Source organism: Pseudooceanicola aestuarii (genome assembly GCF_010614805.1).
In the GTDB taxonomy this organism is placed as follows: domain Bacteria; phylum Pseudomonadota; class Alphaproteobacteria; order Rhodobacterales; family Rhodobacteraceae; genus Pseudooceanicola; species Pseudooceanicola aestuarii.
On the sequence record NZ_JAAFZC010000001.1, the window covers coordinates 2,515,552 to 2,538,780 of the forward strand.

Genomic DNA, 23,229 nt, shown 5'->3' on the forward strand with positions numbered 1-23,229 from the left:
GGGGCGTCAGGCCAGCTCGCCCGCCGCTGTCAGCCGGGACTTGCCGCCCAGATAAGGATGCAGAACCTCCGGCAGAATGACCGATCCGTCCTCCTGCTGGCCATTTTCCAGCACCGCGATCAGGCAGCGCCCCACGGCCAGCCCGGACCCGTTCAGCGTGTGCACGAATTCCGGCTTGCCACCGCCCTCGGGCCGGAAGCGCGCGTTCATGCGCCGGGCCTGGAAATCGCCGCAGACGGAGATCGACGAAATCTCCCGGTAGGTGTTCTGCCCCGGCAACCAGACCTCGACGTCATGGGTGCGCCGGGCGCCAAAGCCGGTATCGCCGGTACACAGGACCATTGTGCGATAGGCCAGGCCGAGCGCCTCCAGGATGCCTTCGGCGCAGGCGGTCATCCGGTCCAGTTCTGCCCGGCTGTGATCGGGATGGGTGATGGAGACCATCTCCACCTTCTCGAACTGGTGCTGGCGCAGCATGCCGGCGGTGTCGCGGCCGGCGCTGCCGGCTTCGGACCGGAAACACTGGGTATGGGCGACATGGCGGCGGGGCAGGGTGGACTGGTCCACGATCTCCCCGTTGACGAGGTTGGTCAGTGTCACCTCTGCCGTGGGCACCAGCCACCAGCCTTCGCGGGTCTGGTAGCTGTCTTCGCCGAACTTGGGCAGTTGGCCGGTGCCGCGCATCATCTCCTCCAGCACCAGGACCGGGGTCCAGGTCTCCAGCAGACCGTTCCGGTCGACATGGGTGTCCAGCATGAACTGCGCCAGCGCCCGGTGCAGCCGTGCCACCGCGCCCTTGAGTACAACAAATCGTGCGCCGGAGAGCTTTGCCGCGGCTTCGAAATCCATGCCGGGTTTGACGCCGGGCAGGTCGTAATGCTCCAGCGGGGCAAAGGACAGCGCCGGCGGCGTGCCGTGGCGTTTGATCTCGACGTTGTCGGCCTCGTCGGCGCCATCGGGGATGTCGTCATGGGGCCGGTTGGGAATGCCCATCAGCAGGTCGTTCAGCTGTGCATCCAGCGCCTTGGCTTCGTCCTGAAGGACGGTGATGGCGGCCTTTTTCTCCGTCACCAGGGCGCGCAGGCGTTCGAACTCCGCCTCGTCCCCCGAAGCCTTGGCCCGGCCGACCTCCTTGGAGGCCTTGTTTTGTTCGGCCTGCGCGGTTTCCGCCGCCAGAATGCGGGCGCGCCGCGCCTCGTCCAGCGACAGGATTTCGGAAGACATTGCAGATGCACCGCGCCGTGCCAGGGCGGCATCGAAACCTTCGGGGTTCTCGCGGATCAGGCGGATGTCATGCATTGGTCTTCCTCCGTCGCATGTGGATTCGCGCGGGTTATGCCGGATTTCGCCGCTGTTGGTAACTGTGGTTTTCGCCGGCGCACCGGGACCGGCGCGGCCCGGCACCGGGGGTGGGGGCCTGTGCCGCCGTCCATGCGCGGGACGCGGGCGCGATTTCGCGCCGCCAGCGCCCGCCGGACCCGGCCGCCGCGACCCCACGCCACGCGGCCTTCCGCCTTGCAATCCCACCCTGCCGACCATAGGTTCCGGCCAATTCCGCCGGGCGTTTCGCGCCCCCGACACACAAGAAGAAGGACGCCCGCCCATGGATGGGAACGCATTGGCGCAGTTTCTGCCGCTGATCCTGATTTTCGCGATCATGTATTTCCTGCTGATCCGGCCTCAGCAGAAGAAGGTCAAACAACATCAGGCCATGGTCGAGGCGGTGCGCCGCGGCGATCAGGTCATCACCCAGGGTGGTATCGTCGGCAAGGTCGCCAAGGTGCGCGACGACGGTGAAGTCGAGGTCGAGATCGCCGAAGGCGTGAAGATCCGGGTCATCAAGTCCACGCTGGCCAACGTCGTGTCGAAAACGGAACCGGCCAAGGCCGAGTAAGTCCAAGCGAAAGGCGGCGCCCATGCTGCAAATCGAGCTGTGGAAACGGGTCGTCATCTGGGGGCTCGTCGTGATCGGGCTGCTGCTGGCGATGCCGAACGCCTTCTACTCGAAGGTCGAAAGCTACAATGATACCGTCGCCGCCCAGGGCGGCGACGCCACCGGCGTCGCGGGCTGGTCCTCTTACCTGCCTTCCGGGCTGGTGAACCTGGGGCTGGACCTGCGCGGCGGGGCACATCTTCTGGCCGAAGTGAAGGTCGAGGACGTCTACGAGGCCCGGATGAAGAGCCTTTGGCCCGAAGTTCGCAACGCCCTGCGCGATGCGCGCGAAGAGGTCGGCGCCATTCGGCTGCAACCCGGTGACGGGGCGCAATTGCGCATCCGTATCGGCGAGGCAGACGGCATGGCCCGTGCGATGGACATCGCGCGTGGACTGGCCCAGCCGGTCGCCAGTCTGACCGGGGCAGGGACCACCGATCTGGTCGTGTCCTCGCAGGGGGATATCCTGATCATCGGGTTGAGCGAGGCGGAAATGACCGCCACCGACGACCGGACGGTGCGCCAGTCGCTGGAAATCATCCGCCGCCGTATCGACGAGGTCGGCACCCGCGAACCGACGATCCAGCGCCAGGGCGCGGACCGGATCCTGATCCAGGTGCCCGGCATCGGATCGGCGGCCGAACTGAAAGAGCTGATCGGCACCACCGCGCAGCTGACCTTCCAGCCCGTCACCTCCCGGACCGCCGATGGCGACACCCGCGCCGGAGTGGGCGAGGAAGTCCTGCCCTCGCTTGACGAGACGGGCACCTTCTACGTGCTTGACGAAAGCCCCGTGGTCACCGGCGAAGAACTGGTCGACGCGCAGCCGGCCTTTGACCAGAACGGCCGCCCGGCGGTCAACTTCCGGTTCAACCCCTCGGGCGCGCGCAAGTTCGGCGATTATACCGCGCAGAACATCGGCAACCCCTTCGCCATCGTGCTGGACGAAGAGGTGATCTCCGCCCCCGTGATCCAGGCCCATATCGCGGGCGGGTCCGGCATTATCACCGGCAATTTCACGGTGGAGGAATCGACCAACCTGGCGGTGCTGTTGCGCGCGGGCGCGCTTCCGGCCGGGCTGGATTTTCTTGAGGAACGGACCATCGGCCCGGAACTCGGCGCCGATTCGATCGAGGCCGGGAAGATCGCCACCATCGTGGCCTTCGTCGCGGTGCTGGCCTTCATGGTCGCCTCCTACGGTTTGTTCGGGGTGTTCGCCAATATCGCGTTGATCATCAATGTCGGGCTTATCTTCGGCCTGCTGTCGATGATCGGGGCCACGCTGACCCTGCCGGGCATCGCCGGGATCGTCCTGACGGTGGGCATGGCGGTGGATGCCAATGTGCTGGTTTTCGAACGTATCCGCGAAGAGCTGAAGACCGCAAAGGGCCCGGCCCGCGCGATCGAGCTGGGCTACGAAAAGGCCCTGTCGGCCATCGTGGACGCCAACATCACCACCTTCATCACGGCGCTGATCCTCTATGTCATGGGTTCCGGCCCGGTCCGGGGCTTCGCCATCACGCTGGGGCTGGGCATCCTGACCTCGGTCTTCACCGCGATCTGGGTGACACGGCTGCTGATCGCGACCTGGTTCGCCCGTCGCCGTCCCAAGACTTTGGAGGTGTGACATGCGCCTGAGACTCGTTCCCCAGAACACCAATTGGGATTTCTTCAGCCGCTCCAAGCTGTGGCTGGGAATCTCCGGGCTGCTGATCGTTGTGTCGCTGGTCAGCTTCTTCCTGCAAGGGTTGAACTTCGGCATCGACTTCCGCGGCGGCACGACGATCCGCACCGAAAGCACCCAATCGGTCGATATCGGTGTCTACCGCGAGGCCATCCAGACGCTGGAGCTGGGCGATATCACCATCACCGAGGTCTTCGACCCCACTTTCGGCGATGACCGCAACGTGGCGATGATCCGTATCCAGGCCCAGGACGGCCAGGAAAGTGTCGCCGCCGACACCATCCAGCAAGTCGAGGACGCGCTGAGCGCGGTGATCCCGGACATCAAGTTCGTCTCCGTCGAAAGCGTGGGGCCCAAGGTCTCGGGCGAGCTGATCCAGACGGCGGTGATCGCCGTGGTCCTCGCCATCGCGGCGGTGCTGATCTACATCTGGCTCCGCTTCGAATGGCAATTCGCCCTGGGGGCGGTCGTGGCGCTGGTGCATGATGTGGCCCTGACCATCGGGATCTTCTCGGAGCTCCAGATCCGGTTCGACCTGGCGATCATCGCGGCGCTGCTGACCATCGTCGGCTATTCGCTGAACGACACCGTGGTGGTCTTTGACCGGGTGCGGGAGAACCTGCGCAAGTACAAGCAAAAGCCCCTGCGCGAGGTGCTGAACCTGTCGATCAACGAGACGCTGTCGCGCACCATGATGACCTCCGTCACCACGCTGATCGCGCTGATCGCGCTGATGGTCCTGGGCGGCGACGTGATCCGGGGCTTTGTCTTCGCGATGACCTGGGGCGTGATCGTGGGCACCTATTCGTCGATTTTCGTGGCCTCTGCCATGCTGTTGCGGCTGGGGATCAAGCGTGACTGGAGCAAGTCCGACAAGAACAAGGGCAACCAGTTCGCCAATATCGATGCTTGAAACCCTGATGCCTGCCGGGACCGACCCGGCGGGCCTCTTGCTGCTGTTGGGAACGGTGCTGGTGGCGGGGGTGGTCTACGGCTTTGCCGGGTTCGGCGCCGCCTTGATCTTCATGCCCGTCGCGGTGCGCATCCTGCCACCCCAGGTCGCCGTGGCGGCCTTTGCCATTTCCGCCCTGTCATCGCTGGTCACGGTGGTTCCGCGCGCGGTGCCGCTGGTGGACCGGCGCGGTGTGACGATCCTGATCGCCACCGCGACACTGGCATCCTTTGCCGGGGTCTGGGTGCTGCGGGTGGCGGATGTCACCGGGCTTCGCTGGGCGGTGATCGGGGTGACGGCGGTGACGCTGCTGGCGCTGGTGTCGGGCTGGCGCTACCGGACGGCGCCGCGCGACTCCACCCGCGCGGCGGTCGGTCTGGCCACCGGCTTTGTTGGCGGCGCGACCGGATTGCTGGGACCGGTGATGGTGCTGTTCCAGCTCGCCGGCCGTGACAGCATCGCCCGCAGCCGCGCCACGGCGCTGGTGTTCCTGACGGTGACCAGCCTGGCGCTGGTGCCGGTGATGGCGTTGCAAGGGCTGCTGACCGCACAGGCGGTGGGGCTGGGGCTGGTGATGCTGCTGCCCTACGGGCTGGGAACCGTGATCGGTCACGCGCTGTTTCGCCCCGAGGGGGAGGCCGGCTACCGCCTCGCCGCCTACCTGCTGATCGGGGTCGCCGTGGTAATCGGTCTGCCCCTTTTCGACTGACGCGCCACGCGAGACATACAGACAGGAGAGCGCCATGCAGATGTATGAAATCGACTACGCAAATGCCCGTCCGATCGACGGTTACGGCCCCGGGTTCTTTCGCGTGGGGGGGAAGGTCATCCACGGTCCCGTGCTGGTCACCGCCGACCGCGCCACGTCCTGGGCCGGTCCGCAGGATCCCGCGCCGCTGCTGGCGCTTGCGGGTCAGGTGGATGTGCTGTTCTACGGCACCGGCGCTGAAATGACCCATGTTCCCAAGGCCCTGCAGGACCAGCTGGAGGCCGCGGGCATCGCCTGCGACCCGATGGCCAGCGCCACCGCCTGCCGCACTTATAACGTCCTGCTGTCCGAAGGCCGGCGCGTCGCCGCCGCGCTGAACCCGGTGTGACCTTGCCCACCGGGCAGGGACATCCCGGCCCGCGCGACCGCCTCCGGCGGCGGTATTTCTGCCCGAAGGATGTTAGGTCTTTCTTAAACTTCAGGCTGTAGCACTGATCTCGCGGTACAGGCTGCGGAGCCGATGACCGCGCCCGAAGTGGGCGCCTCGCCTGCGACAGGCGGGGCGTTCCTGCCAGCGACACAGGGCCGATGTGCAACGCTCCCTCCCTTCGGGCCCAAATACCGGCGCCGGAGGCGGACAGGGCCAGCCACCCCACACAGGCGCGGATGACGGGGCGGCATAGGTGCGATGGGTGGTGAGAGGCCACATGGCGGCCAGTCGCGTGCCCAAAGCGTCCTGCCGAGGGCGCCAGCATGCCGTCTCGGCTGTGCGGGGGCGCGCGCCGGATGCCGTAGAAGATGGCGCCACCGGGCTGTTCCGGCTACGGTTGGTCGGATGCACCTGGACAAGACGGCGATCTGAACGGCAGCCTGTTTCCGCTGGGGGGCACCGTACCGCAGCCAACCCCGGTCCCGCAGGCGCTGGCCAACGGGCGCGGGCAACCTTCGGGCACAGGCAAACTGTCGGGCACGGTTTCATGCCGCTGTACGGCCTCACGAGACCCCGGATGCGGACTTCGCGCCGGTCCCCAGGGTATAGCGCGCTGTGCCGGGACCAAGGCGCGGCCGTCACGCCCCCGCTGGGGGGGCTGCGGCAAACCTCAGGCGGGAGCGTGGCCCTCCGGCCGCGGCGCGGGCGCTGCGGACTATGTCGGGGTCAGGTCGCGGCACGCCTGGCCGTTCGGAGACGGTGCGGCATACCCGGGCGAGAGCGCGCTGTCAGGCCTGGGCCAAGGCGCTGATGATCGGGCGGAAATCGCCGGCAGTCAGGCTGGCGCCGCCGACCAGCGCGCCATCGACGTTGGAGACGGCAAATATATCCGCCGCATTCGCCGGTTTCACCGACCCGCCATAGAGCAGGCGCACCGACCGGCCCACACCGGCGCCAAAGCGGCGTTCCAGCCGGGCGCGGATGAAATCATGCACCTCGCCGATCTGGTCGGGGTGGGGCACACGTCCGGTTCCGATGGCCCAGACGGGTTCGTAGGCCACCACAAGGTTCAACCCGGTGGAGCCGTCGGGCACAGACAGGGACAATTGCGCGCCAATGATGTCCAGGGTGTTGGTCGCCTCGCGCTGGAACTCCGATTCGCCCAGGCAGATGATCGCCATCAGCCCCTGCGCCTGGGCGGCGCGGGCCTTTTCGCGGATCGCTTCGCTGGTTTCGTGGTGCAATGCGCGGCGTTCGGAATGGCCCAGGATCACCGCGGTGGCGCCGACATCGGCCAGCATCGCCGCCGACAGGTCGCCAGTATAGGCGCCGGTTGTCTCCGCATGGCAATCCTGAGCGCCCACGGCCACCGGCGCCGTACCCAGCCGGGTGACGGCAGCGTCGATCAGGGTGGCGGGGGGGCAGACCAGGATGTCGATCTCCGTGGCCTCGGGCGTGTTGGCGAGGGTATCAAGTTCGGCCAGGGCCACCTTGTCGCCGTTCATCTTCCAATTGCCGGCGGCCAGTTTTCTGCGCATAGGAGGTCCGTCTTTCCTGTTGTCATCGCGCCGCACCGCATCCCGAGGGGGCGGGCGGGGCGCGGGCCGGATGGCCCTTTGGGTCCGGGGTATTGTTCTGGCCATGGCCCGGGCGTCAAGCCCCCGCCGCCGAGGCAGGCGATCCTCTGTTTCGGGACGCGCGCAGGCTGGCGCACCCGCGCGCAGGAGCATGGCACCGGGAACAGGAGGCCGCGCATGCCCCCGCTCAGCCGGGTGTCCCACCCTGACGTTGGGCCGCGCGGTGGGCGCGCCGGGCCTTCTCCGCGCGTTTGCGGGCGGCGGCGGCGCGAGCCGGGGGCAGGGACAGCCGCGCCCAGTACAATGCCTCGTCGGGATCCTCGAAGGCGCTGTCGGGGAGGGACATCAGGCTGAGCACCTGCCGTTCTCCGGTCTTGCGGGAATATGTGAACGGGCGCGCGCCGGCGGATTCGAAGATGGGGCGCGTGCTGTCGTCGGATTTCATGTAGACCTCGCCGGAGGCCGCGATCATGGCAAACATCGCGTCATCCTCGGCGTAGAACGCCACTCCCGAGAACATCCGCCCCGTGCGCAACCGCCCCAGCCCGGCGAAAAGGTCGCGAAGATGCGCGACCATCTCGGGCGCGACGGCCATGGCTCAGCTTTCCGCGAACTTGATAGATTCGCCGCAGCCGCAGGCCTCGGTCACGTTGGGGTTGTTGAAGCGGAAGCCGCTTTCCAACAGCGTGGTCTCGTAATCGATCTGCGTGCCGAACAGGAACATCTGCGCCATTGGCGCGATCATCACCCGCGCGCCATCCTGTTCTACGACCTCGTCATTGGGGTCGACGTCCTCGACGTAGTCCATGGTGTATTCCATGCCCGCGCAGCCGCCCTTCTTGACGCCGATGCGCAGGCCCTGATGGCCATCGCGTTCCATCAGCTTTCGGATCTGGCTGGACGCTTTGGGGGTCATGGAGACCGCCTGTTTGCCGGGAATTCCAAACATGTTCTGCCTTTCTTGCGCTGCCTCTCTACATAGTCCCGCAGGTCGCGTGTCTCAAGCCCGTGTGGCATCGCCGCCGTGTGCGGGCGATCACGTTTCGGCCGAGGCGGGCACCTGCGGCAGATAGCCGGGGTCGGTCTCCTCGATCCGGGCGATGCCGCGCATCAGCCGCTCGCGGACCCGACAGGTGTATTGCCAGGCGGTGTTGGCGTCGTTGCACGGCAGGATGAACCAGATTTCCGCCCCATGCACGTCCTGATCGGCCATGTAGACATTCAGCGCCTCGGTGTCGTCCAGCAGGTCGCCCTGATCCTCCTCCATCGCGACGGACCAGAACAATTCGCGCAGGCGGTCCAGATCGACGCTGTGGCCCAGGCGCAACTTGATGGTGCGGTGCAATTCCTGGGTCATCATCGTCCAGTTCTCGAACGGCTCGTCGACGAATTGACGGACCGGAACCACCAGCCGGGTGCGGTCCCAGACGCGCAGCTGGACATAGGTGAAATTGATCCGTTCGACCACGCACCAATAGCCGCGAAACAACACCGTATCGCCGATGCGCGCCGATTGGTTCAGGGCGATCTGCATCGAGGACAGGATGTTGGACAGGATGTCCCGCCCGGCAAAGCCCAGGATCACGGTGGCGATCCCGGCTGTGCCGATCAGGGAAAAGCCCAGCGTTCGGAACACGTTGGCCGAGGTCAGGATGAAGCCGACGCCAGCCAGGAAGATCACCACCGACAACCCACGCCGCCAGGCGGTGACATGGGTGGCCAGGCCCCGTCGCTGCTCCTGCTCGCGGGAGGAGAGGTCTTCGTCCTGCTTGACCACCAGCCGATCGACCAGCACGTCCACCACGTTCATCAGAAAGATCAGCGCCGCCAGCACGTAGCCGGTGATCACCGCCGGACTGAGCATGGTGGAGATCCGGCCGGAGAAGACAAAGACCCGTTCGGTGGTCAGCCCGATGACGAAGGTGATCGCGAAGATCACCGCCGGTGTCCGCAGGGAGCGCAGGATTTCAGTGGTGATGTCGCGCCGGCTGCGGGCGGCGGCGATGCTCAGGCCGCGATTGATCGCCCAGCCCAGCCCGCCGGAGGCCAGGATCAGCAGCGGCAGGGCGATCAGCTCCCAGCCGCGCAGGCTGAAGATGGTTTCGCGTTGCAGTGCCTCGGGCAGGGCGCGTTCGAGGTCAGATGGGCCGTAAAGGTCATAGAGCGCGGGGATGTTCTCCACCGACTGGCGGGAGAAGACCCAGACCGGGTCGGCGCCCGGCACCTTGATCCGGTCAAGGCGCAGGGAGACGGGGCGGTCGTCACGCTCCACGATCCACAGCCGCAGGGAACGGCGCGGCTCTCCGGCCAGCGGGTCGTTCTGCGTCGGCTGGGGGGAGACCGCATCAGGCGTGTCGGGCAGGCGGTGCCAGTCCAGGATGACCCGCCGTTCGATCACTGTTTTCAGCGCGGCGGCCAGAGCCGGGCCGGACTCGCGCCGTTCTTCCGGGCTGAGATGCGACAGGTCCAGGATATGCGCCGCTGCCGCGTCCTCGCCTGCGGCGGTGAGGGCAAGGAAGCTCTCCACCGCCGATTGCGGTGTCTCCCGGCGGACAATTTCGGGCGTGGGCCCAAGGCCGGCGTTCAGCGTGTCACGTTCGAACCACAGCCCCGCCTTGCCGTCCTGCGCGGCGGCAGGCAGCACGGCGGCCAGCAGCGAGACAAGGAGCAGGACCAGCGCGGCCAGCACCGGCCGCAAGCCCCGCCGGGGGGGCGATGTCACTGGTTCCTGCGCCACGTTCATGCCGGTGAACGCGGGGTGGCGGGGTTGGTTCCGCCATGGGGGCAGGCACGGGGGGGGGGCAGGGGGGGGCTGCCCCGTCTGGCGCGAGACGCCCATCATGCCGGACGTGTCAGGGGCGGCGAACGCGGCAGTCGTGAAAAAGGGCAGCGCCCCGACCCGTGCGGGGGCTGCCCCCGGGGCGGTCCGGTCGCGGTCGCGCGGCGTGGCGGCGGCTTACATGAAGCCCAGTTCCAGCCGTGCCTCTTCGGACATCATGTCCATGCCCCAGGGCGGATCCCAGGTCAGCACGACGTCGACCTGCTTGACCCCTTCCATCGGCTCGACCGCATCGGCGATCCAGCCGGGCATGTCGCCCGCGACGGGGCAGCCGGGGGCGGTCAGGGTCATCACGATCTTCACTTCGTTCTCGGGCGAGATGTCGATCGTGTAGATCAGGCCGAGGTCATAGATATTGACCGGGATTTCCGGGTCATAGACCGTGCGGCATGCCTCTACCACACCGTCGTAAAGCGGGTGATCCGTGGTGGACGGGGCAATGAGGGGTGCCCCCTCAAGCGGTTCGGGCTGGTCGTTCATGTCTGTCCTGCCTGTTTCCTGACCGAATATATAGGAAATCCGGTCCCGTTTATCCAGAGGCCCCGCGGTGCCGGTGGCGCCACGTCGCGGCGGGCGTTACAGCGGGGCGATATCGCCGCCGGCCCGGTTGGCGTGGAACTCCGCCTCCCAGTCGGCGAAACGCCCCGCGCGGATGGCGTCGCGCATGCCCTGCATCAGATCCTGATAATACTGAAGGTTGTGCCAGGTCAGCAACATCCCCGATATCATCTCTCCGGAGCGGAAGACATGGTGCAGATAGGCGCGGGAGTAGTTGCGGCACGCCGGGCAGCCGCAATCGGCATCCAGCGGGCGGGGATCGTCAGCGTGGCGGGCGTTCTTGATATTGACCACCCCGCGCCGGGTAAAGGCCTGCCCCGTCCGGCCCGAGCGGGAGGGCAGCACGCAATCCATCATGTCCACACCGCGCTTTACCGCGCCCACGATATCGTCGGGCTTGCCCACACCCATCAGGTAACGCGGTTTGTCCTGCGGCAACTGGCCGGGCGCGTAGTCCAGAACGGAGAACATCGCCTCCTGACCCTCGCCCACCGCCAGCCCGCCGATGGCATAGCCTTCGAAGCCGATGTCACGCAGGGCGCGGGCGCTTTCGGCGCGCAGGTCTTCCTCCAGCCCGCCTTGCTGGATCCCGAACAGCGCATGGCCCGGCCGGTCGCCGAACGCCGCGCGGGAACGGGCGGCCCACCGCATGGACAGGCGCATCGATTCCTCGATCCGCGCACGGTCAGCGGGCAGGGCGGGGCATTCGTCGAAACACATCACGATGTCGGACCCCAGCAGGCGCTGGATCTCCATCGAACGTTCGGGCGTCAGCCGGTGTTCGGACCCGTCGATATGGGATTTGAAGGTCACCCCGTCTTCGGTCAGCTTGCGCAGGGAGGCCAGCGACATCACCTGGAACCCACCGGAATCCGTCAGGATCGGCTTGTCCCAGTTCATGAACCGGTGCAGCCCGCCCAGGGCGTCGATCCGTTCGGCGGTGGGGCGCAGCATCAGGTGATAGGTATTGCCCAACAGGATGTCGGCGCCGGTGGAGGCCACGCTTTCGGGCATCATCGCCTTGACCGTGGCGGCGGTGCCCACGGGCATGAAGGCAGGCGTGCGGATGGTGCCGCGCGGGGTGCGGATCTCTCCGGTGCGGGCGGTGCCGTCGGTGGCGGCAAGGGAAAAGGCAAAGTTCTGCGACATGGGCGCGGCGATACAGCCAATCGTGGTGGAATGCTATATGCAAGTACGACGTCCCGCGCTACGCGCAAGTCTCACCCGTCCGGAAGGAGAATCGATGCCCCAAGATGACGAGCCGCTGCAATTTGGCTGGGAAGAATGGCTGAGCCTGCCTGATCTGGGCCTGCCGGCGCTGAAGGCCAAGGTGGACACCGGGGCGCGGACCTCGGCCCTGCATGCGACCGAGATCGAAAGCTTCGGCTCCGCCGCGCAGCCCCGGGTGCGGTTCATGGTGCATCCGATCCCCGGCCGCGACGATCTGGCGATCCCCTGCTCGGCGCGGATTGTCGACCGTCGGGAGGTCACCTCCTCCAACGGGGAGGCGGAGATGCGGTATGTCATCGAAACGACACTGGAGATCGGTGGCCGCGCCTGGCCGATAGAAGTGACCCTGACCGATCGGCGCGGGATGCAGTCGCATATGCTGCTGGGGCGCCAGGCCCTGGGCGATCATGTCTCCATCGTTCCGTCCGAACGGTTCTGCCAGCCGGAGTTGAGCTACGACGTCTACCATTCCAAGAGGGTACGCCAGGTCGCGCCCAACCGGGTGCTGCGCATCGCGGTTCTCAGCCGGGAGGACAACTATTCCACCCGCCGCCTGGTGGAGGTTGGCGAGGCGCGCGGCCACGTGGTGGAGGTGATCGACACCACCCGCTGCTACATGGCGATCAACGCGCTGTCGCCGGAAGTGCATTACGACGGCCAGCGCCTGCCGCGCTATGACGCGGTGGTGCCGCGCATCGGGGCCTCCATCACGCCCTATGGCACCGCCGTGATCCGCCAGTTCGAGACGATCGGCACATTCTGCCTGAACGGCAGCGCGGGGATTACCGCCAGCCGGGACAAGCTGCATGCCCATCAGGTGCTGGCGCGGCATCGCATCGGGATGCCCACGACGGCTTTCGCCAATTCGCCCAAGGACACCGGCAACCTGATCGGTCTGGTCGGCCAGGCGCCACTGATCGTGAAGCTGCTGGAAAGCACCCAGGGCCGGGGCGTGGTGATGGCCGAGACGAAGAAGGCGGCGGAATCCGTCATCTCCGCCTTTCGCGGGCTGAAGGCCAATTTCCTGGTGCAGCAATTCGTCAAGGAGGCGGCGGGCGAGGATATCCGCTGTCTGGTCATCGGGACCAAGGTCGTGGCCGCGATCAAGCGCACGGCCGAGGGCGGCGATTTCCGGTCGAACCTGCATCTGGGGGGCAAGGCGACGCCGGTGCGGATCACCAAGGACGAGCGTGAGACCGCCCTGCGCGCGGCGCGAGCCTTTGGGCTGAACATGGCCGGGGTCGATCTGCTGCGCTCGGATACCGGACCGAAGGTGCTGGAGGTCAATTCCTCCCCTGGGTTCGAAGGGGTGGAGAAGGCCACCAGCAAGGATATCGTCGGCCGCCTGTTCGACGAGATCGAAAGCCGCGCCCGCCCCGCACCGGTGCGACGCCGCAAACCTGCGGTCTGAGGAGCGCGGGAGGGGGGGGCGTCCCTTCGCATCCCTTCGCACCCCTGCGGCACGAGGTGCGCGCCGATGATGCGGCGGTCGGGGCCTGTGCCCTTTGCGCTGGCAGGGGCGGGAAACATCGAGTTTGAAGCTTTATCCGCCTTGTCCGGCCCGCGCCGGGGGGGCAGGATGCGCAAAACAGGTTGAATCGGGGCCATGGCGGCCCCAAGTTAATCAGCCGTGAACAGGAGTATCCCTGCGCCGCCGAAGAATGGGGCCGGGGATCACTGCCCAAGATCAAGGAAAGAGCATGGAAACCACCCTCAATCCGTCCTATCCCGTATTGCCGTTGCGCGATATCGTGGTGTTCCCCCACATGATCGTGCCGCTTTTCGTGGGACGGGAGAAATCGGTCCGCGCCCTCGAAGAGGTGATGGCCGACAATAAGCAGATTCTGCTGTCCAGCCAGGTGGACCCGGCCCAGGATGATCCCGAGGCTGAGGATATCTACCGCGCCGGCGTTCTGGCCAACGTATTGCAATTGTTGAAACTTCCCGACGGCACCGTGAAGGTGCTGGTCGAAGGGCAGCAGCGCGTGAAGATCACCGAATTCCTCGAAAACGATGACTTCTTCGAAGCCCGGGCGGAGCTGCTGGAGGAAGAAACCGGCGATACCGCCACGATCGAGGCGCTGTTGCGCTCTGTCGGGCAGGAGTTCGAGCGTTATGCCAAGGTCAAGAAGAACATCCCAGAAGAGGCGCTGAGCGCCGTCGCCGAAAGCGCGGAGCCGGCCAAGCTGGCCGACCTGGTCGCCGGGCACCTGGGCATCGAAGTGGTGCAGAAACAGGAACTTCTGGAAACGCTGTCGGTCTCCGAACGGCTGGAGAAGGTCTATGGCCTGATGCAGGGCGAGATGTCCGTCCTTCAGGTCGAGAAGAAGATCAAGACCCGCGTGAAATCCCAGATGGAGCGGACACAGCGCGAATATTACCTGAATGAGCAGATGAAGGCCATTCAGAAGGAGTTGGGCGACGGTGAGGACGGCGAAGGCGAGTTGGCCGAGCTGGAAGAGAAGATCGCCGCCACCAAGCTGTCCAAGGAGGCCCGCGAAAAGGCCGAGGCCGAGCTGAAGAAGCTGAAGAACATGTCGCCCATGAGCGCGGAGGCGACCGTTGTCCGCAATTACCTGGACTGGATGCTGTCGATCCCGTGGGGCGTGAAGTCGCGGGTGAAAAAGAACCTCACCAATGCCGAAGAGGTTCTGGATCACGACCATTACGGCCTTGAAAAGGTGAAGGAACGGATCGTCGAATACCTGGCGGTTCAGCAACGCTCCAAGAAGCTGAAGGGCCCGATCCTGTGCCTTGTCGGTCCGCCGGGCGTGGGCAAGACCTCCCTGGGCAAATCCGTGGCCAAGGCGACGGGGCGCGAGTTCATCCGCATCTCCCTGGGCGGCGTGCGCGACGAAAGCGAGATCCGGGGCCACCGCCGGACCTATATCGGCTCCATGCCTGGGAAGATCATCCAGGCGCTGAAAAAGGCGAAGACGACCAACCCGCTGATCCTGCTCGATGAAATCGACAAGATGGGGCAGGATTTCCGCGGCGATCCGTCCTCTGCCATGCTGGAAGTGCTGGATCCGGAACAGAACGGCACCTTTGTCGATCACTACCTGGAGGTCGAATATGACCTGTCCAACGTGATGTTCCTGACCACGGCGAATTCCTACAATATGCCCGGGCCGCTGCTGGATCGGATGGAGATCATCACCCTGGCCGGCTACACCGAGGATGAGAAACGCGAAATCGCGCGTCAGCATCTTCTGGCGAAACAGGTGAAGAACCACGGCCTGCGCAAGGGCGAGTTCGAGATCACCGACGAGGCGTTGAACGAGATGATCCGCCGCTACACCCGCGAGGCGGGCGTGCGGAACCTGGAGCGTGAGCTGGCGAAACTGGCGCGCAAGGCCGTGACCCAGATCATCAAGGGAGAGGTCAGCCATGTCAGCGTGACGGCCGACAACCTGGATGATTACCTGGGCGTGAAGAAGTTCCGCTATGGCCTGGCAGAACGCGAGGATCAGGTGGGTGTCGTCACCGGCCTGGCCTGGACCTCTGTCGGTGGGGACCTCCTGTCGATCGAGGCGCTGCGCCTGCCGGGCAAGGGCCGCATGAAGACGACCGGGAAACTGGGCGACGTCATGAAGGAATCGATCGACGCCGCATCCTCCTACGTACGGTCCATCGCGCCGCAGATCGGGGTGAAGCCGCCGAAGTTCGACAAGCTGGACATTCACGTCCACGTCCCTGATGGCGCCACGCCCAAGGATGGGCCGTCGGCCGGTCTGGCGATGGTGACCTCCATCGTCTCGGTGCTGACGCAGATCCCGGTGCGCAAGGATGTCGCCATGACGGGGGAGGTCTCCCTGCGGGGCAACGCCATGCCCATCGGCGGGTTGAAGGAGAAGTTGCTGGCCGCGCTGCGCGGCGGGATCACCACCGTCTTCATCCCGGAAGAGAACGAAAAGGATCTGGCTGACATCCCGGACAATGTGAAGGACGGGCTGAAGATCATTCCAGTCACCCATGTGCGGGAGGTTCTGGAACAGGCGCTTGTCTCGCAACCTGAACCGATCGAGTGGGACGAGGAGGCGGAAGAAGCCGCCGCTGCAGCCCGCGCCAGCATCGGTGAAGGCAATGTGACCGGCAAGACCGCCCATTGATCCGGCGCGCCCAGGCGCGTTGAAGCAAAGAGACCGGGCCGCCGCATCCATCGGGTGCGGCGGCCATTTTTTTAGAGAAATATTTTAAATCAAAGTGTTGCGATCCGGTCTTCATGTTTTTCATGAGGCCGGTATCGCCTGCGGCCCTGGGCCCCCTGTCCGTCGGGCACCCGATCTGATACAACCGGTCACATGAGTGATCCCGAAACGCCCGATCCCGTCGTCACCCAGGAAAACCGCCCCGCCGAAGCACCGGAGCTTTTGCGTAAGAAGGAGCTTCTGGAGGGCGTCGTCACCCGGTCCGGTATCCGCAAGCGTGACGCAAAACCGGTGGTTGAGGCGCTGCTGGCCGAGCTTGGCGATGCGCTGGCCGCCGGCCGTCCGATGCAGCTGCCCGGTTTCGGGAAATTGCGCGTCAACCGGATCAAGGATAGCCCGGCCTCCCGCGTGGTGGTTGCCCGCATCCGGCAGGATATGCCCCCCGTGCCCGGGGGTGATGCACCCGACGAACCGGCGCCGGGGCAGGGCGGCGAAAATTCCTCCAAAGACCGGCTTGCGAACCCCGACGAGGAGCGGTAAAGAGCGCGTCACGGGTGATTAGCTCAGTGGTAGAGCGCTTCGTTCACATCGAAGATGTCGGGGGTTCAAATCCCTCATCACCCACCACTCTCCTCTGTCCCGTTCATTGCACCGCTTAGATGTCTTGCGTCCACTCAGGGTCAGGGACGACCGCCGTTGGCGGGTCTTCGCACATCGCCAGGCTGGCGCTGTCATCTTCTTCGCAGAGCAGGTAGGCGCCTCCCAAGGCCATGTGTTTTCAACGCGTTGGCCTGTCAATTGCGATGAAAGGGATGACGCATGGGTGCACGAAATTCGAAACGCTCGTGGTTCGGCCGAACCGTTCTGGCCGCGATCATGCCGCTGGCGGCGCAAGCCGAAACCTCGACCATGGCCGAGGGCCAGGCCGCATTCGAGCGGGGCGAATTCGACGCCGCCTTCCGCATCTACCTGCCCTTGGCCGAACAGGGCAACGCCGAGGCGCAATGCCAGGTCGGGCGCCTGTTCTATCGCGGCGGAGAGGCGTTCGCCCAGAGTTACAGCAAATCCGTCGAATGGGCGTCCAAATCGGCGGAACAGGGCAATCCCTGCGGTCAGAACTCGTTGGGTGTCTCCTACCGCTTTGGTCAGGGGGTGCCGGAGCAGCCGGAAACCGCGCTGGATTATTTCCACCAGGCCGCGGAGCAAGGGTTCGCCAAGGCGCAGTTCAGCCTGGCCAATATGCACGAGTTGGGCGAGGGGACGGCGCAAAGCCAGCAGCGGGCGCTGGATTGGTACCGCAAGGCCGCCGGGCAGGGCGATCTCATGGCGCAATACCGGATCGGCATGATCCTGTTGCAGGGCGGCGATGTAGCCGCGGATCCGCAGGCCGCCGCCGATTGGATTGCCGATGCGGCGCAGGCGGGGCTGTCCGATGCGCAATACATGATGGGCTGGATGTCCGACTCCGGGCGCGGCCTGCCACAGGATGCGGCCCAGGCGGCCGCCTGGTATCAGCGCGCGGCGCAGGCCGGCCATGCGGCGGCGCAGATCAACCTGGGCAATCTGTATGCCGAAGGGCGCGGCGTACCGCAGGACGATGCGCAGGCCGTCGATTGGTATCACCAGGCCGCGCGCAACGGCGTGCCGGCGGCGCAGATCAACATGGGCAAACATTTCCACCTGGGCCGTGGCGTACCCCAAGACGACGCACAGGCCATGGCCTGGTACCAACAGGCCGCTCAGAACGGGGAGCCGGTTGCCTTTTTCAACATCGGGCTGATGTTCGAGAACGGGGAGGGGCAGGAGGTTGATCCGGCGGAGGCGGCGCAATGGTATCGCGCGGCTGCCGAACAGGCGGAACCGCGCGCCCTGGCAAAGCTGGCGAAGCTGCATGCGCAGGGCGAGGGCGTCGCGCGCAACCCCGTGCTGGCGCTGGCCTTTCAAAGCCTGGCCCTGGCCTACGAGACCCCGGACACGCCGGAGCGGGACGCGGCGGTGATGGCCGCGTTCACCGCCGACCTGACACGCCCGCAACGCACCGAGGCCGAGGCGCTCGCCCAGGACTGGACGCCCGGCACCCCGCTGTTCGGCACCGGTGACGTGACCAGCTGGCCCTGAGATTTCGCCGCGGGACGGGCGCGGGCAGGCCGCCCGATGACGGTGCCGGTTGCCCGTTTGCGGGCAGTTTGCCCTCGGCACGGCGGCAGAAGAGGCCAAGGTCGGGCAGAGGCGCCGCTGACGGCTTGAAAAGCCGGGGGCGATCTGGAAGGGAGGGGAGTAGAGAACGGAGCGGACCCCATGTCAGACCCCAATTCGTCCTTTCGGAACCGGCTGACGGCGCTGCTGCGGCAGATTTACCCGGACCATGATGCCGATGCCCTGGCTCAGGGCATCGTCGCGGCCTTCTGGCCCGACGGGGCGGCCATGCGCCGCCGGGGCCGCGTGCCGGGCAACCGGCAATGGTCGGAGCGGGACGCCATGGTCATCACCTACGGCAATTCCATCGTCGACGGCGCGCACAAGCCGTTGGACCTGCTGCGCCATTTCCTGCACCGGCACCTGGCGGGGGTGGTGAACGGGGTGCATATCCTGCCGTTCTTTCCCTATACGTCGGATGACGGGTTTGCCGTGTCGGATTACCGCGCGGTGAACCCGGTGCTGGGCGACTGGGCCGATATCCGGCGAATCGGGTCGGAATTCCTGTTGATGTCGGACCTGGTGCTGAACCATGTCTCCAGCCAGTCAAATTGGTTTAACGACTACCTGCAAGGGCATGAGCCCTATGATAAATTCTTTTTCGAGGCCACGCCCGAGGATGACCTGTCGGATGTGGTGCGCCCGCGCACTCACCCGCTGCTGAGGGAGGTGGAGACCGCCCGCGGGGTGCGCCATGTCTGGTGCACTTTCTCCCATGACCAGGTCGATCTGGATTTCCGCAACCCGGAGGTGTTGATGGAATTCCTGCGCGTCACGCGGCTGCATGTCGACAACGGCGTGCGGATCCTGCGGCTGGATGCGGTGGCTTTCCTGTGGAAGGAGATCGGCACCCGCTCCATCCACATGCCGCAAACCCATGCGATCGTGCGGCTGATGCGGCTGCTGGCCGATTTCGCCGCCGAGCCGCTGATCCTGTTGACCGAAACCAATGTGCCCAATGCCGAGAACCTGTCCTATTTCGGCAACCGGAACGAGGCCCATGCCGTCTACAATTTCTCTCTGCCGCCGCTGGTGCTGCACGCGATGCTGTCGGGCAGCGCGCGCGGGCTGATCCGCTGGCAGGGCGGGATGCCTCCGGCGCAGCTGGGCTGTGCCTACCTGAACTTCACCGCCAGTCATGACGGCATCGGCATGCGCCCGGCAGAGGGCATCCTGTCCCCGGCCGATACGGCCCGCGTGATCGGCGCGGTGCGTGATTTCGGCGGCCGCGTCTCCATGCGGGCGCTTCCCGGTGGGGGAGAGGCCCCCTACGAGCTGAACATCACCTGGTTCGAGGCGATGAAGGGTACCTTCGACGGCCCCGCGCCGGACACCTGGATCGAACGGTTTCTGACCTCTCAGACCCTTGTCATGGCGCTGGAGGGGATTCCGGCCTTCTATATCCATTCCCTGCTGGCCACCCCGAATGACGAGGACGGCGTGGAAAAGACCGGCCACAACCGCGCCATCAATCGCCATCGCTGGGAATACGACCGCTTGCAGATGCTGCTGGCCGATCCCGAGACGCCGCAGCACCAGGTGCTGGAGGAAATGAAACGCCGGATCGAGATTCGCCGCCGGCAGCGCGCGTTCCACCCCAACGCGACGCAATTCACATTGCAACTGGATGACCGGATCTTCGGCCTCTGGCGGCAAAGTCTGGACCGTGACCAATCGATCTTTGCCCTGCACAATGTCTCCGACAGCGCGGTGGAGATCGAGCCGTGGCAGATCAACCTGATCGCGGGAGAGGTCTGGCAGGATCTTCTGTCGGGAGAAATGATCGACCCCGACGGCCCGCCGATCCATTTCGCGCCCTATCAATGCCGCTGGATCACCAACCGGGGGTAGCGTCCCGGACCCGCTGTCCCGAAGGCACAGGGGCAGCGCGCGGAGATCGCCCCGGACGGGCTGCGGCACGATCGCGGGGCATCGGTTCCCGCAAATTCCGCACATCCCTTCCGCCTGTAAACTTGCCGGTGGTCGGGGTCAGGCGTAGTCCTGAAGATCGGCGGCGACGGCTTTCAGCATGTCGGACATCAGGTCGGGATCGGCGGAATGCACGCGGTTCCAGGTCGGGATGAAGGGAGTTTCCGACGGGTTGTCGAGGAACATCCGCCCTGCCTCCACGATGTTTTCGGCGAAGAGTTCCACCGCCGTTTCCTCCTGGTGCCGATCCACCCAGAGACCGTTCATCCGGGCGTCATTGTAATAGCTGTCCAGCAGGTCGAGGGCCGAGCGGTAATAGGTCGCCTTCAGCGTGCGGAACACCTCCTCCGAAAAGACTGTTCCATCGGCGGCCAGCTTGCGGAACAGGGCCTTGCTGATGTCGATCGACATGCGCGACAGTCCCTTGGACTTGTCCTCGGGCGACAATACCTGGTGCTTGTGATCGTAGTGATCGGCGATTTCCACCTGGCAGACCGATTTCGGCGCCAGGTTGCGCCAGGCTTCGGACAGGACACCGATTTCCAGGCCCCAGTCCGAAGGGATGCGCAGATCCGGCAGGATACCGGTGCGCATCGCCATCTCGCCGGACAGCGGATAGCGGAAGGCGCGCAGGTAATCCAGGTAATCGCGGTCGCCGATGGTGCGTTTCAGCGCGATCAGGATCGGCGACACCAGCATCCGGCTGACCCGGCCGTTGATCTTGTTGTCGCCGATGCGCGCGTAATAGCCCTTGGCCACCTGGTAGGGGAAATTTGGATTGGCCACCGGGTAGACCAGGCGGGCCAGCAGGTCCTTTTCATAGGTGACGATATCGCAATCGTGGATCGCCACCACCGAACTGTCGGCGCAGGCGATCAGAAAGCCCAGGCACCCCCAGACGTTCTTGCCCTTTCCTGGTTCGTTGGGCGCCAGGCCCAGCTTGTCCAGCCGGTCGAAGATGGTCTTCATCCGGGGGCTGTCGTTCCAGATAACCACGTGGCTTTGCGGCAGGGCAGAGAAGAATTCCCGTGCATGGCGGTATTGCGCCTCGTCAGCGCGGTCCAGCCCGATGACGATCCGGTGCAGGTAGGGCACCTGGGCCAGTTCGCGCACGATGTTGGGCAGGGCGTCGCCTTCCAGCTCGGAATAGAGGGAGGGCAGCACCAGGGAGATCTTGCGCGTGGTGGCGAAATTGGTCAGCTCCCGCGTCAGCGCCTCGGTCGAGGTGGTGCGCAGGTTGTGAAGAGTGGCAATATTGCCGTTCTGGTGAAAATCGGCCACCTGGCTGTCTCCTTGTTCGGTGCGGTCTCGGGCGGGCAGGGCCGCAGGGAATCAATGCGGAGTCAGGCGCGAGATCAGCGACATCATCATTTCGTTCCAGCCCGCCGGGCCGGGTTTGGTGCTGCGCAGGATCTGGCCGCTGGCCTCGCCCTTCAGCTTGGGCAGGGGGGCGCCGTGGTCGTTGCGGATCACCACCCCGACAGAGGCATTTTCAAGCATTTCTATATCGTTGGGCGCGTCGCCCAGGGCGATCCGGTGCGGGTTGCCGAACAGGGCGGCGGCCTCGTCCATGCGGTCGGCCTTTGTTCCGCCAAAGGTCAGGGTCAGGTAGCGCCCGCCACGCCGGGCGGTGACGCCGAATTCGGCCAGTTCTGCGATGAATTCACGTTTTTCCACCGCCGTGCCGTACCAAAGCCCCGGTTCCGAGAACGCCCGCTTGCAGGCCAGTTCGGCTTTTTGCGGCGACAGGCCGGAATCCAGCGCCACGGCACCCGCGCCCAGATCTCCGAAGCCGCGGAATTTCTCCCTCAGGGGGGCGCTGACCTGATCAAGACAGGCGCGCAGCCGGTCGTAGACATCGCCCTTATCCTCCGCCGGGCTGTTGGGCGGCAGCAATCCGGCGCCGTTCTCGACGATGGCGGGCGAAGCGGTCAGGCGCAATTCGGCCCGCAACGGCGCGATTTCCGCTGCCGTCTTCGAGGAGGCCAGAACCACCGGCACCCCGTAGGCGCGCAGCCGGGACAGGGCGGGCAGGGCGGGGGCGTAATCGTAGCTTTGATGATCCAGCAACGTGCCGTCCAGATCGGTGAAAACAATGAAGGGAGGAGTTTTCATGTCAGCCCTTGCGCCCTGTGGTGGCCATGCGGTAAAGGGGCCTTCGGCGGGTGATTAGCTCAGTTGGTAGAGCGCTTCGTTTACACCGAAGATGTCGGGAGTTCGAGTCTCTCATCACCCACCATGATTGCAGCCCCAGTCCGTCGTTTTAGCCGAAGCCGTTGACGGGGCAAGGATATTTGCACGATTTTCCGTGTTCGCCCCCCATCAGACACGCAAAGGGTCGCGGGATCAACTGTCATGATGTCGCCGGTTCGTGCTTTACGTTGCGGCGCCTGCGGGACAGCACGAAAAGTGGTGGATTTTCCCGCTTGACGCCGTCGCGGGGGGGCCATAGAAGGCCCCTCACGGCAGCTGCGCGGTTGTAGCTCAGATGGTTAGAGTACCGGCCTGTCACGCCGGGGGTCGCGGGTTCGAGCCCCGTCAACCGCGCCACTGCCGTCAAACGAAAGCGCCTCCTTCGGGGGGCGCTTTTGTCGTTTCCGGGCCGGGGGTTGCGGGCCGGGGGTTGCGGATCAGTGGGGCACCGGTCGGTCGGTTTGCAGGGGGGGCGGTCTAAAGGCCGGCAGGCTTACAGGGCGGAAAGCGGCTGCGACGGCTTTGGGGGGATGTTGCGGGGTGGCTTTCGCGTGGCCTTCTGTCCGACAGGGCGCCACCGACGACGCGGGTGGCGCAACGCTTGGCGCGGGCAGGGCGCCCCGGCTGCGGCGCAAGCCGTGGCGCGGGGCACAAAGCACGGCGCGCGGAGGTATTTTCGTATTGACGCCCGCGTCGCGCTATTCTATCCCGCCCCCCACGCGCGGTTGTAGCTCAGATGGTTAGAGTACCGGCCTGTCACGCCGGGGGTCGCGGGTTCGAGCCCCGTCAACCGCGCCACTTCCCCCCCCTTGTTTCGATCCTGTTGTTTCAAGCCTGTCACGAACTCG

19 protein-coding genes and 4 tRNA genes are annotated in these 23,229 nt (G+C 65.6%); 14 read left to right on the plus strand and 9 right to left on the minus strand.

The window, feature by feature from the left end; all coding sequences use genetic code 11:
• Nucleotides 1–6: 6 nt before the first annotated feature.
• Nucleotides 7–1,299 (minus strand): serine--tRNA ligase, encoded by a 1,293-nt coding sequence (gene serS, locus G5A46_RS11940; protein WP_163849601.1) that lies wholly within the window; start codon nt 1,297–1,299, stop codon nt 7–9.
• Between the two features lie 304 nt (nt 1,300–1,603).
• Between serS and yajC the strand changes: the two genes are divergently transcribed.
• Genes yajC through G5A46_RS11965 form a run of 5 tightly spaced genes read left to right on the plus strand, consistent with a single transcriptional unit; the run spans nt 1,604 to nt 5,666 of the window.
• Nucleotides 1,604–1,894 carry a preprotein translocase subunit YajC gene (gene yajC, locus G5A46_RS11945; RefSeq protein WP_163849602.1) on the plus strand — a complete coding sequence of 97 codons (291 nt, stop codon included), beginning with the start codon at nt 1,604–1,606 and terminating at the stop codon, nt 1,892–1,894.
• Between the two features lie 22 nt (nt 1,895–1,916).
• Nucleotides 1,917–3,560 (plus strand): protein translocase subunit SecD, encoded by a 1,644-nt coding sequence (gene secD, locus G5A46_RS11950; protein ID WP_163849603.1) that lies wholly within the window; start codon nt 1,917–1,919, stop codon nt 3,558–3,560.
• Nucleotide 3,561: 1 nt separating this feature from the next.
• Complete coding sequence (gene secF, locus G5A46_RS11955; RefSeq protein ID WP_163849604.1) at nt 3,562–4,530, plus strand: protein translocase subunit SecF; 969 nt, start codon at nt 3,562–3,564, stop codon at nt 4,528–4,530.
• 7 nt (nt 4,531–4,537) lie between these two features.
• On the plus strand, nt 4,538–5,278 hold the full coding sequence (locus G5A46_RS11960; protein ID WP_163849605.1) for a sulfite exporter TauE/SafE family protein: 741 nt from the start codon (nt 4,538–4,540) through the stop codon (nt 5,276–5,278).
• A 34-nt stretch (nt 5,279–5,312) separates the two neighbouring features.
• Nucleotides 5,313–5,666: an Mth938-like domain-containing protein gene (locus G5A46_RS11965; protein ID WP_163849606.1), complete on the plus strand. Its 354-nt coding sequence runs from the start codon at nt 5,313–5,315 to the stop codon at nt 5,664–5,666.
• 830 nt (nt 5,667–6,496) lie between these two features.
• Here G5A46_RS11965 and tpiA read toward each other — a convergent pair.
• The 6 genes from tpiA to tgt all read right to left on the minus strand — a co-directional run bounded on the left by tpiA (nt 6,497) and on the right by tgt (nt 11,831).
• A complete protein-coding gene (tpiA, locus tag G5A46_RS11970; protein WP_163849607.1) occupies nt 6,497–7,246 on the minus strand; it encodes a triose-phosphate isomerase in 750 nt (249 codons plus the stop codon).
• 226 nt (nt 7,247–7,472) lie between these two features.
• Nucleotides 7,473–7,880, minus strand: coding sequence for a TfoX/Sxy family protein (locus tag G5A46_RS11975; protein ID WP_163849608.1), 408 nt, complete (start codon nt 7,878–7,880; stop codon nt 7,473–7,475).
• Between the two features lie 3 nt (nt 7,881–7,883).
• The gene (locus G5A46_RS11980) at nt 7,884–8,234 is read right to left on the minus strand and encodes a HesB/IscA family protein (protein ID WP_163849609.1); all 351 of its coding nucleotides are present in this window, start codon (nt 8,232–8,234) and stop codon (nt 7,884–7,886) included.
• Between the two features lie 87 nt (nt 8,235–8,321).
• Nucleotides 8,322–10,007 (minus strand): mechanosensitive ion channel family protein, encoded by a 1,686-nt coding sequence (locus tag G5A46_RS11985; protein WP_163849610.1) that lies wholly within the window; start codon nt 10,005–10,007, stop codon nt 8,322–8,324.
• 234 nt (nt 10,008–10,241) lie between these two features.
• Nucleotides 10,242–10,604 carry an SUF system Fe-S cluster assembly protein gene (locus G5A46_RS11990; protein WP_163849611.1) on the minus strand — a complete coding sequence of 121 codons (363 nt, stop codon included), beginning with the start codon at nt 10,602–10,604 and terminating at the stop codon, nt 10,242–10,244.
• A 96-nt stretch (nt 10,605–10,700) separates the two neighbouring features.
• Nucleotides 10,701–11,831 carry a tRNA guanosine(34) transglycosylase Tgt gene (tgt, locus tag G5A46_RS11995; protein WP_163849612.1) on the minus strand — a complete coding sequence of 377 codons (1,131 nt, stop codon included), beginning with the start codon at nt 11,829–11,831 and terminating at the stop codon, nt 10,701–10,703.
• A 94-nt stretch (nt 11,832–11,925) separates the two neighbouring features.
• Here tgt and rimK point away from each other — a divergent pair, with 94 nt between their 5' ends.
• The 6 genes from rimK to G5A46_RS12025 all read left to right on the plus strand — a co-directional run bounded on the left by rimK (nt 11,926) and on the right by G5A46_RS12025 (nt 20,110).
• A complete protein-coding gene (gene rimK / locus G5A46_RS12000; protein ID WP_163849613.1) occupies nt 11,926–13,323 on the plus strand; it encodes a 30S ribosomal protein S6--L-glutamate ligase in 1,398 nt (465 codons plus the stop codon).
• 289 nt (nt 13,324–13,612) lie between these two features.
• Nucleotides 13,613–16,024, plus strand: coding sequence for an endopeptidase La (lon, locus tag G5A46_RS12005; RefSeq protein WP_163849614.1), 2,412 nt, complete (start codon nt 13,613–13,615; stop codon nt 16,022–16,024).
• A gap of 192 nt (nt 16,025–16,216) precedes the next feature.
• Nucleotides 16,217–16,603 carry an HU family DNA-binding protein gene (locus tag G5A46_RS12010; protein ID WP_163849615.1) on the plus strand — a complete coding sequence of 129 codons (387 nt, stop codon included), beginning with the start codon at nt 16,217–16,219 and terminating at the stop codon, nt 16,601–16,603.
• Between the two features lie 12 nt (nt 16,604–16,615).
• A tRNA-Val gene (locus G5A46_RS12015) sits at nt 16,616–16,690 on the plus strand.
• Between the two features lie 192 nt (nt 16,691–16,882).
• Nucleotides 16,883–18,181 carry an SEL1-like repeat protein gene (locus G5A46_RS12020; protein WP_163849616.1) on the plus strand — a complete coding sequence of 433 codons (1,299 nt, stop codon included), beginning with the start codon at nt 16,883–16,885 and terminating at the stop codon, nt 18,179–18,181.
• 180 nt (nt 18,182–18,361) lie between these two features.
• On the plus strand, nt 18,362–20,110 hold the full coding sequence (locus G5A46_RS12025; RefSeq protein ID WP_163849617.1) for a sugar phosphorylase: 1,749 nt from the start codon (nt 18,362–18,364) through the stop codon (nt 20,108–20,110).
• Between the two features lie 138 nt (nt 20,111–20,248).
• Here the strand turns inward: G5A46_RS12025 and G5A46_RS12030 are convergent, their stop codons facing one another.
• Both G5A46_RS12030 and G5A46_RS12035 read right to left on the minus strand, forming a co-directional pair.
• On the minus strand, nt 20,249–21,469 hold the full coding sequence (locus G5A46_RS12030; protein ID WP_163849618.1) for a glycosyltransferase family protein: 1,221 nt from the start codon (nt 21,467–21,469) through the stop codon (nt 20,249–20,251).
• A gap of 51 nt (nt 21,470–21,520) precedes the next feature.
• On the minus strand, nt 21,521–22,303 hold the full coding sequence (locus tag G5A46_RS12035) for an HAD-IIB family hydrolase (protein WP_163849619.1): 783 nt from the start codon (nt 22,301–22,303) through the stop codon (nt 21,521–21,523).
• A gap of 48 nt (nt 22,304–22,351) precedes the next feature.
• Here G5A46_RS12035 and G5A46_RS12040 point away from each other — a divergent pair.
• The 3 genes from G5A46_RS12040 (at nt 22,352) to G5A46_RS12050 (ending at nt 23,179) form a co-directional block, all read left to right on the plus strand.
• A tRNA-Val gene (locus G5A46_RS12040) sits at nt 22,352–22,427 on the plus strand.
• 234 nt (nt 22,428–22,661) lie between these two features.
• A tRNA-Asp gene (locus G5A46_RS12045) sits at nt 22,662–22,738 on the plus strand.
• A 364-nt stretch (nt 22,739–23,102) separates the two neighbouring features.
• A tRNA-Asp gene (locus G5A46_RS12050) sits at nt 23,103–23,179 on the plus strand.
• Nucleotides 23,180–23,229: the final 50 nt, after the last annotated feature.

Coding starts and splice junctions, on each gene's coding strand:
- G5A46_RS12020 (WP_163849616.1), top strand. CDS start 16,883: ATGGGTGCACGAAATTCGAAACGCTCGTGGTTCGGCCGAACCGTTCTG.
- G5A46_RS12035 (WP_163849619.1), bottom strand. CDS start 22,303: ATGAAAACTCCTCCCTTCATTGTTTTCACCGATCTGGACGGCACGTTG.
- G5A46_RS11975 (WP_163849608.1), bottom strand. CDS start 7,880: ATGGCCGTCGCGCCCGAGATGGTCGCGCATCTTCGCGACCTTTTCGCC.
- serS (WP_163849601.1), bottom strand. CDS start 1,299: ATGCATGACATCCGCCTGATCCGCGAGAACCCCGAAGGTTTCGATGCC.
- G5A46_RS12025 (WP_163849617.1), top strand. CDS start 18,362: ATGTCAGACCCCAATTCGTCCTTTCGGAACCGGCTGACGGCGCTGCTG.
- tgt (WP_163849612.1), bottom strand. CDS start 11,831: ATGTCGCAGAACTTTGCCTTTTCCCTTGCCGCCACCGACGGCACCGCC.
- G5A46_RS12010 (WP_163849615.1), top strand. CDS start 16,217: ATGAGTGATCCCGAAACGCCCGATCCCGTCGTCACCCAGGAAAACCGC.
- G5A46_RS11960 (WP_163849605.1), top strand. CDS start 4,538: ATGCCTGCCGGGACCGACCCGGCGGGCCTCTTGCTGCTGTTGGGAACG.
- secD (WP_163849603.1), top strand. CDS start 1,917: ATGCTGCAAATCGAGCTGTGGAAACGGGTCGTCATCTGGGGGCTCGTC.
- G5A46_RS11980 (WP_163849609.1), bottom strand. CDS start 8,234: ATGTTTGGAATTCCCGGCAAACAGGCGGTCTCCATGACCCCCAAAGCG.
- lon (WP_163849614.1), top strand. CDS start 13,613: ATGGAAACCACCCTCAATCCGTCCTATCCCGTATTGCCGTTGCGCGAT.
- secF (WP_163849604.1), top strand. CDS start 3,562: ATGCGCCTGAGACTCGTTCCCCAGAACACCAATTGGGATTTCTTCAGC.
- G5A46_RS11965 (WP_163849606.1), top strand. CDS start 5,313: ATGCAGATGTATGAAATCGACTACGCAAATGCCCGTCCGATCGACGGT.
- tpiA (WP_163849607.1), bottom strand. CDS start 7,246: ATGCGCAGAAAACTGGCCGCCGGCAATTGGAAGATGAACGGCGACAAG.
- yajC (WP_163849602.1), top strand. CDS start 1,604: ATGGATGGGAACGCATTGGCGCAGTTTCTGCCGCTGATCCTGATTTTC.
- rimK (WP_163849613.1), top strand. CDS start 11,926: ATGCCCCAAGATGACGAGCCGCTGCAATTTGGCTGGGAAGAATGGCTG.
- G5A46_RS11990 (WP_163849611.1), bottom strand. CDS start 10,604: ATGAACGACCAGCCCGAACCGCTTGAGGGGGCACCCCTCATTGCCCCG.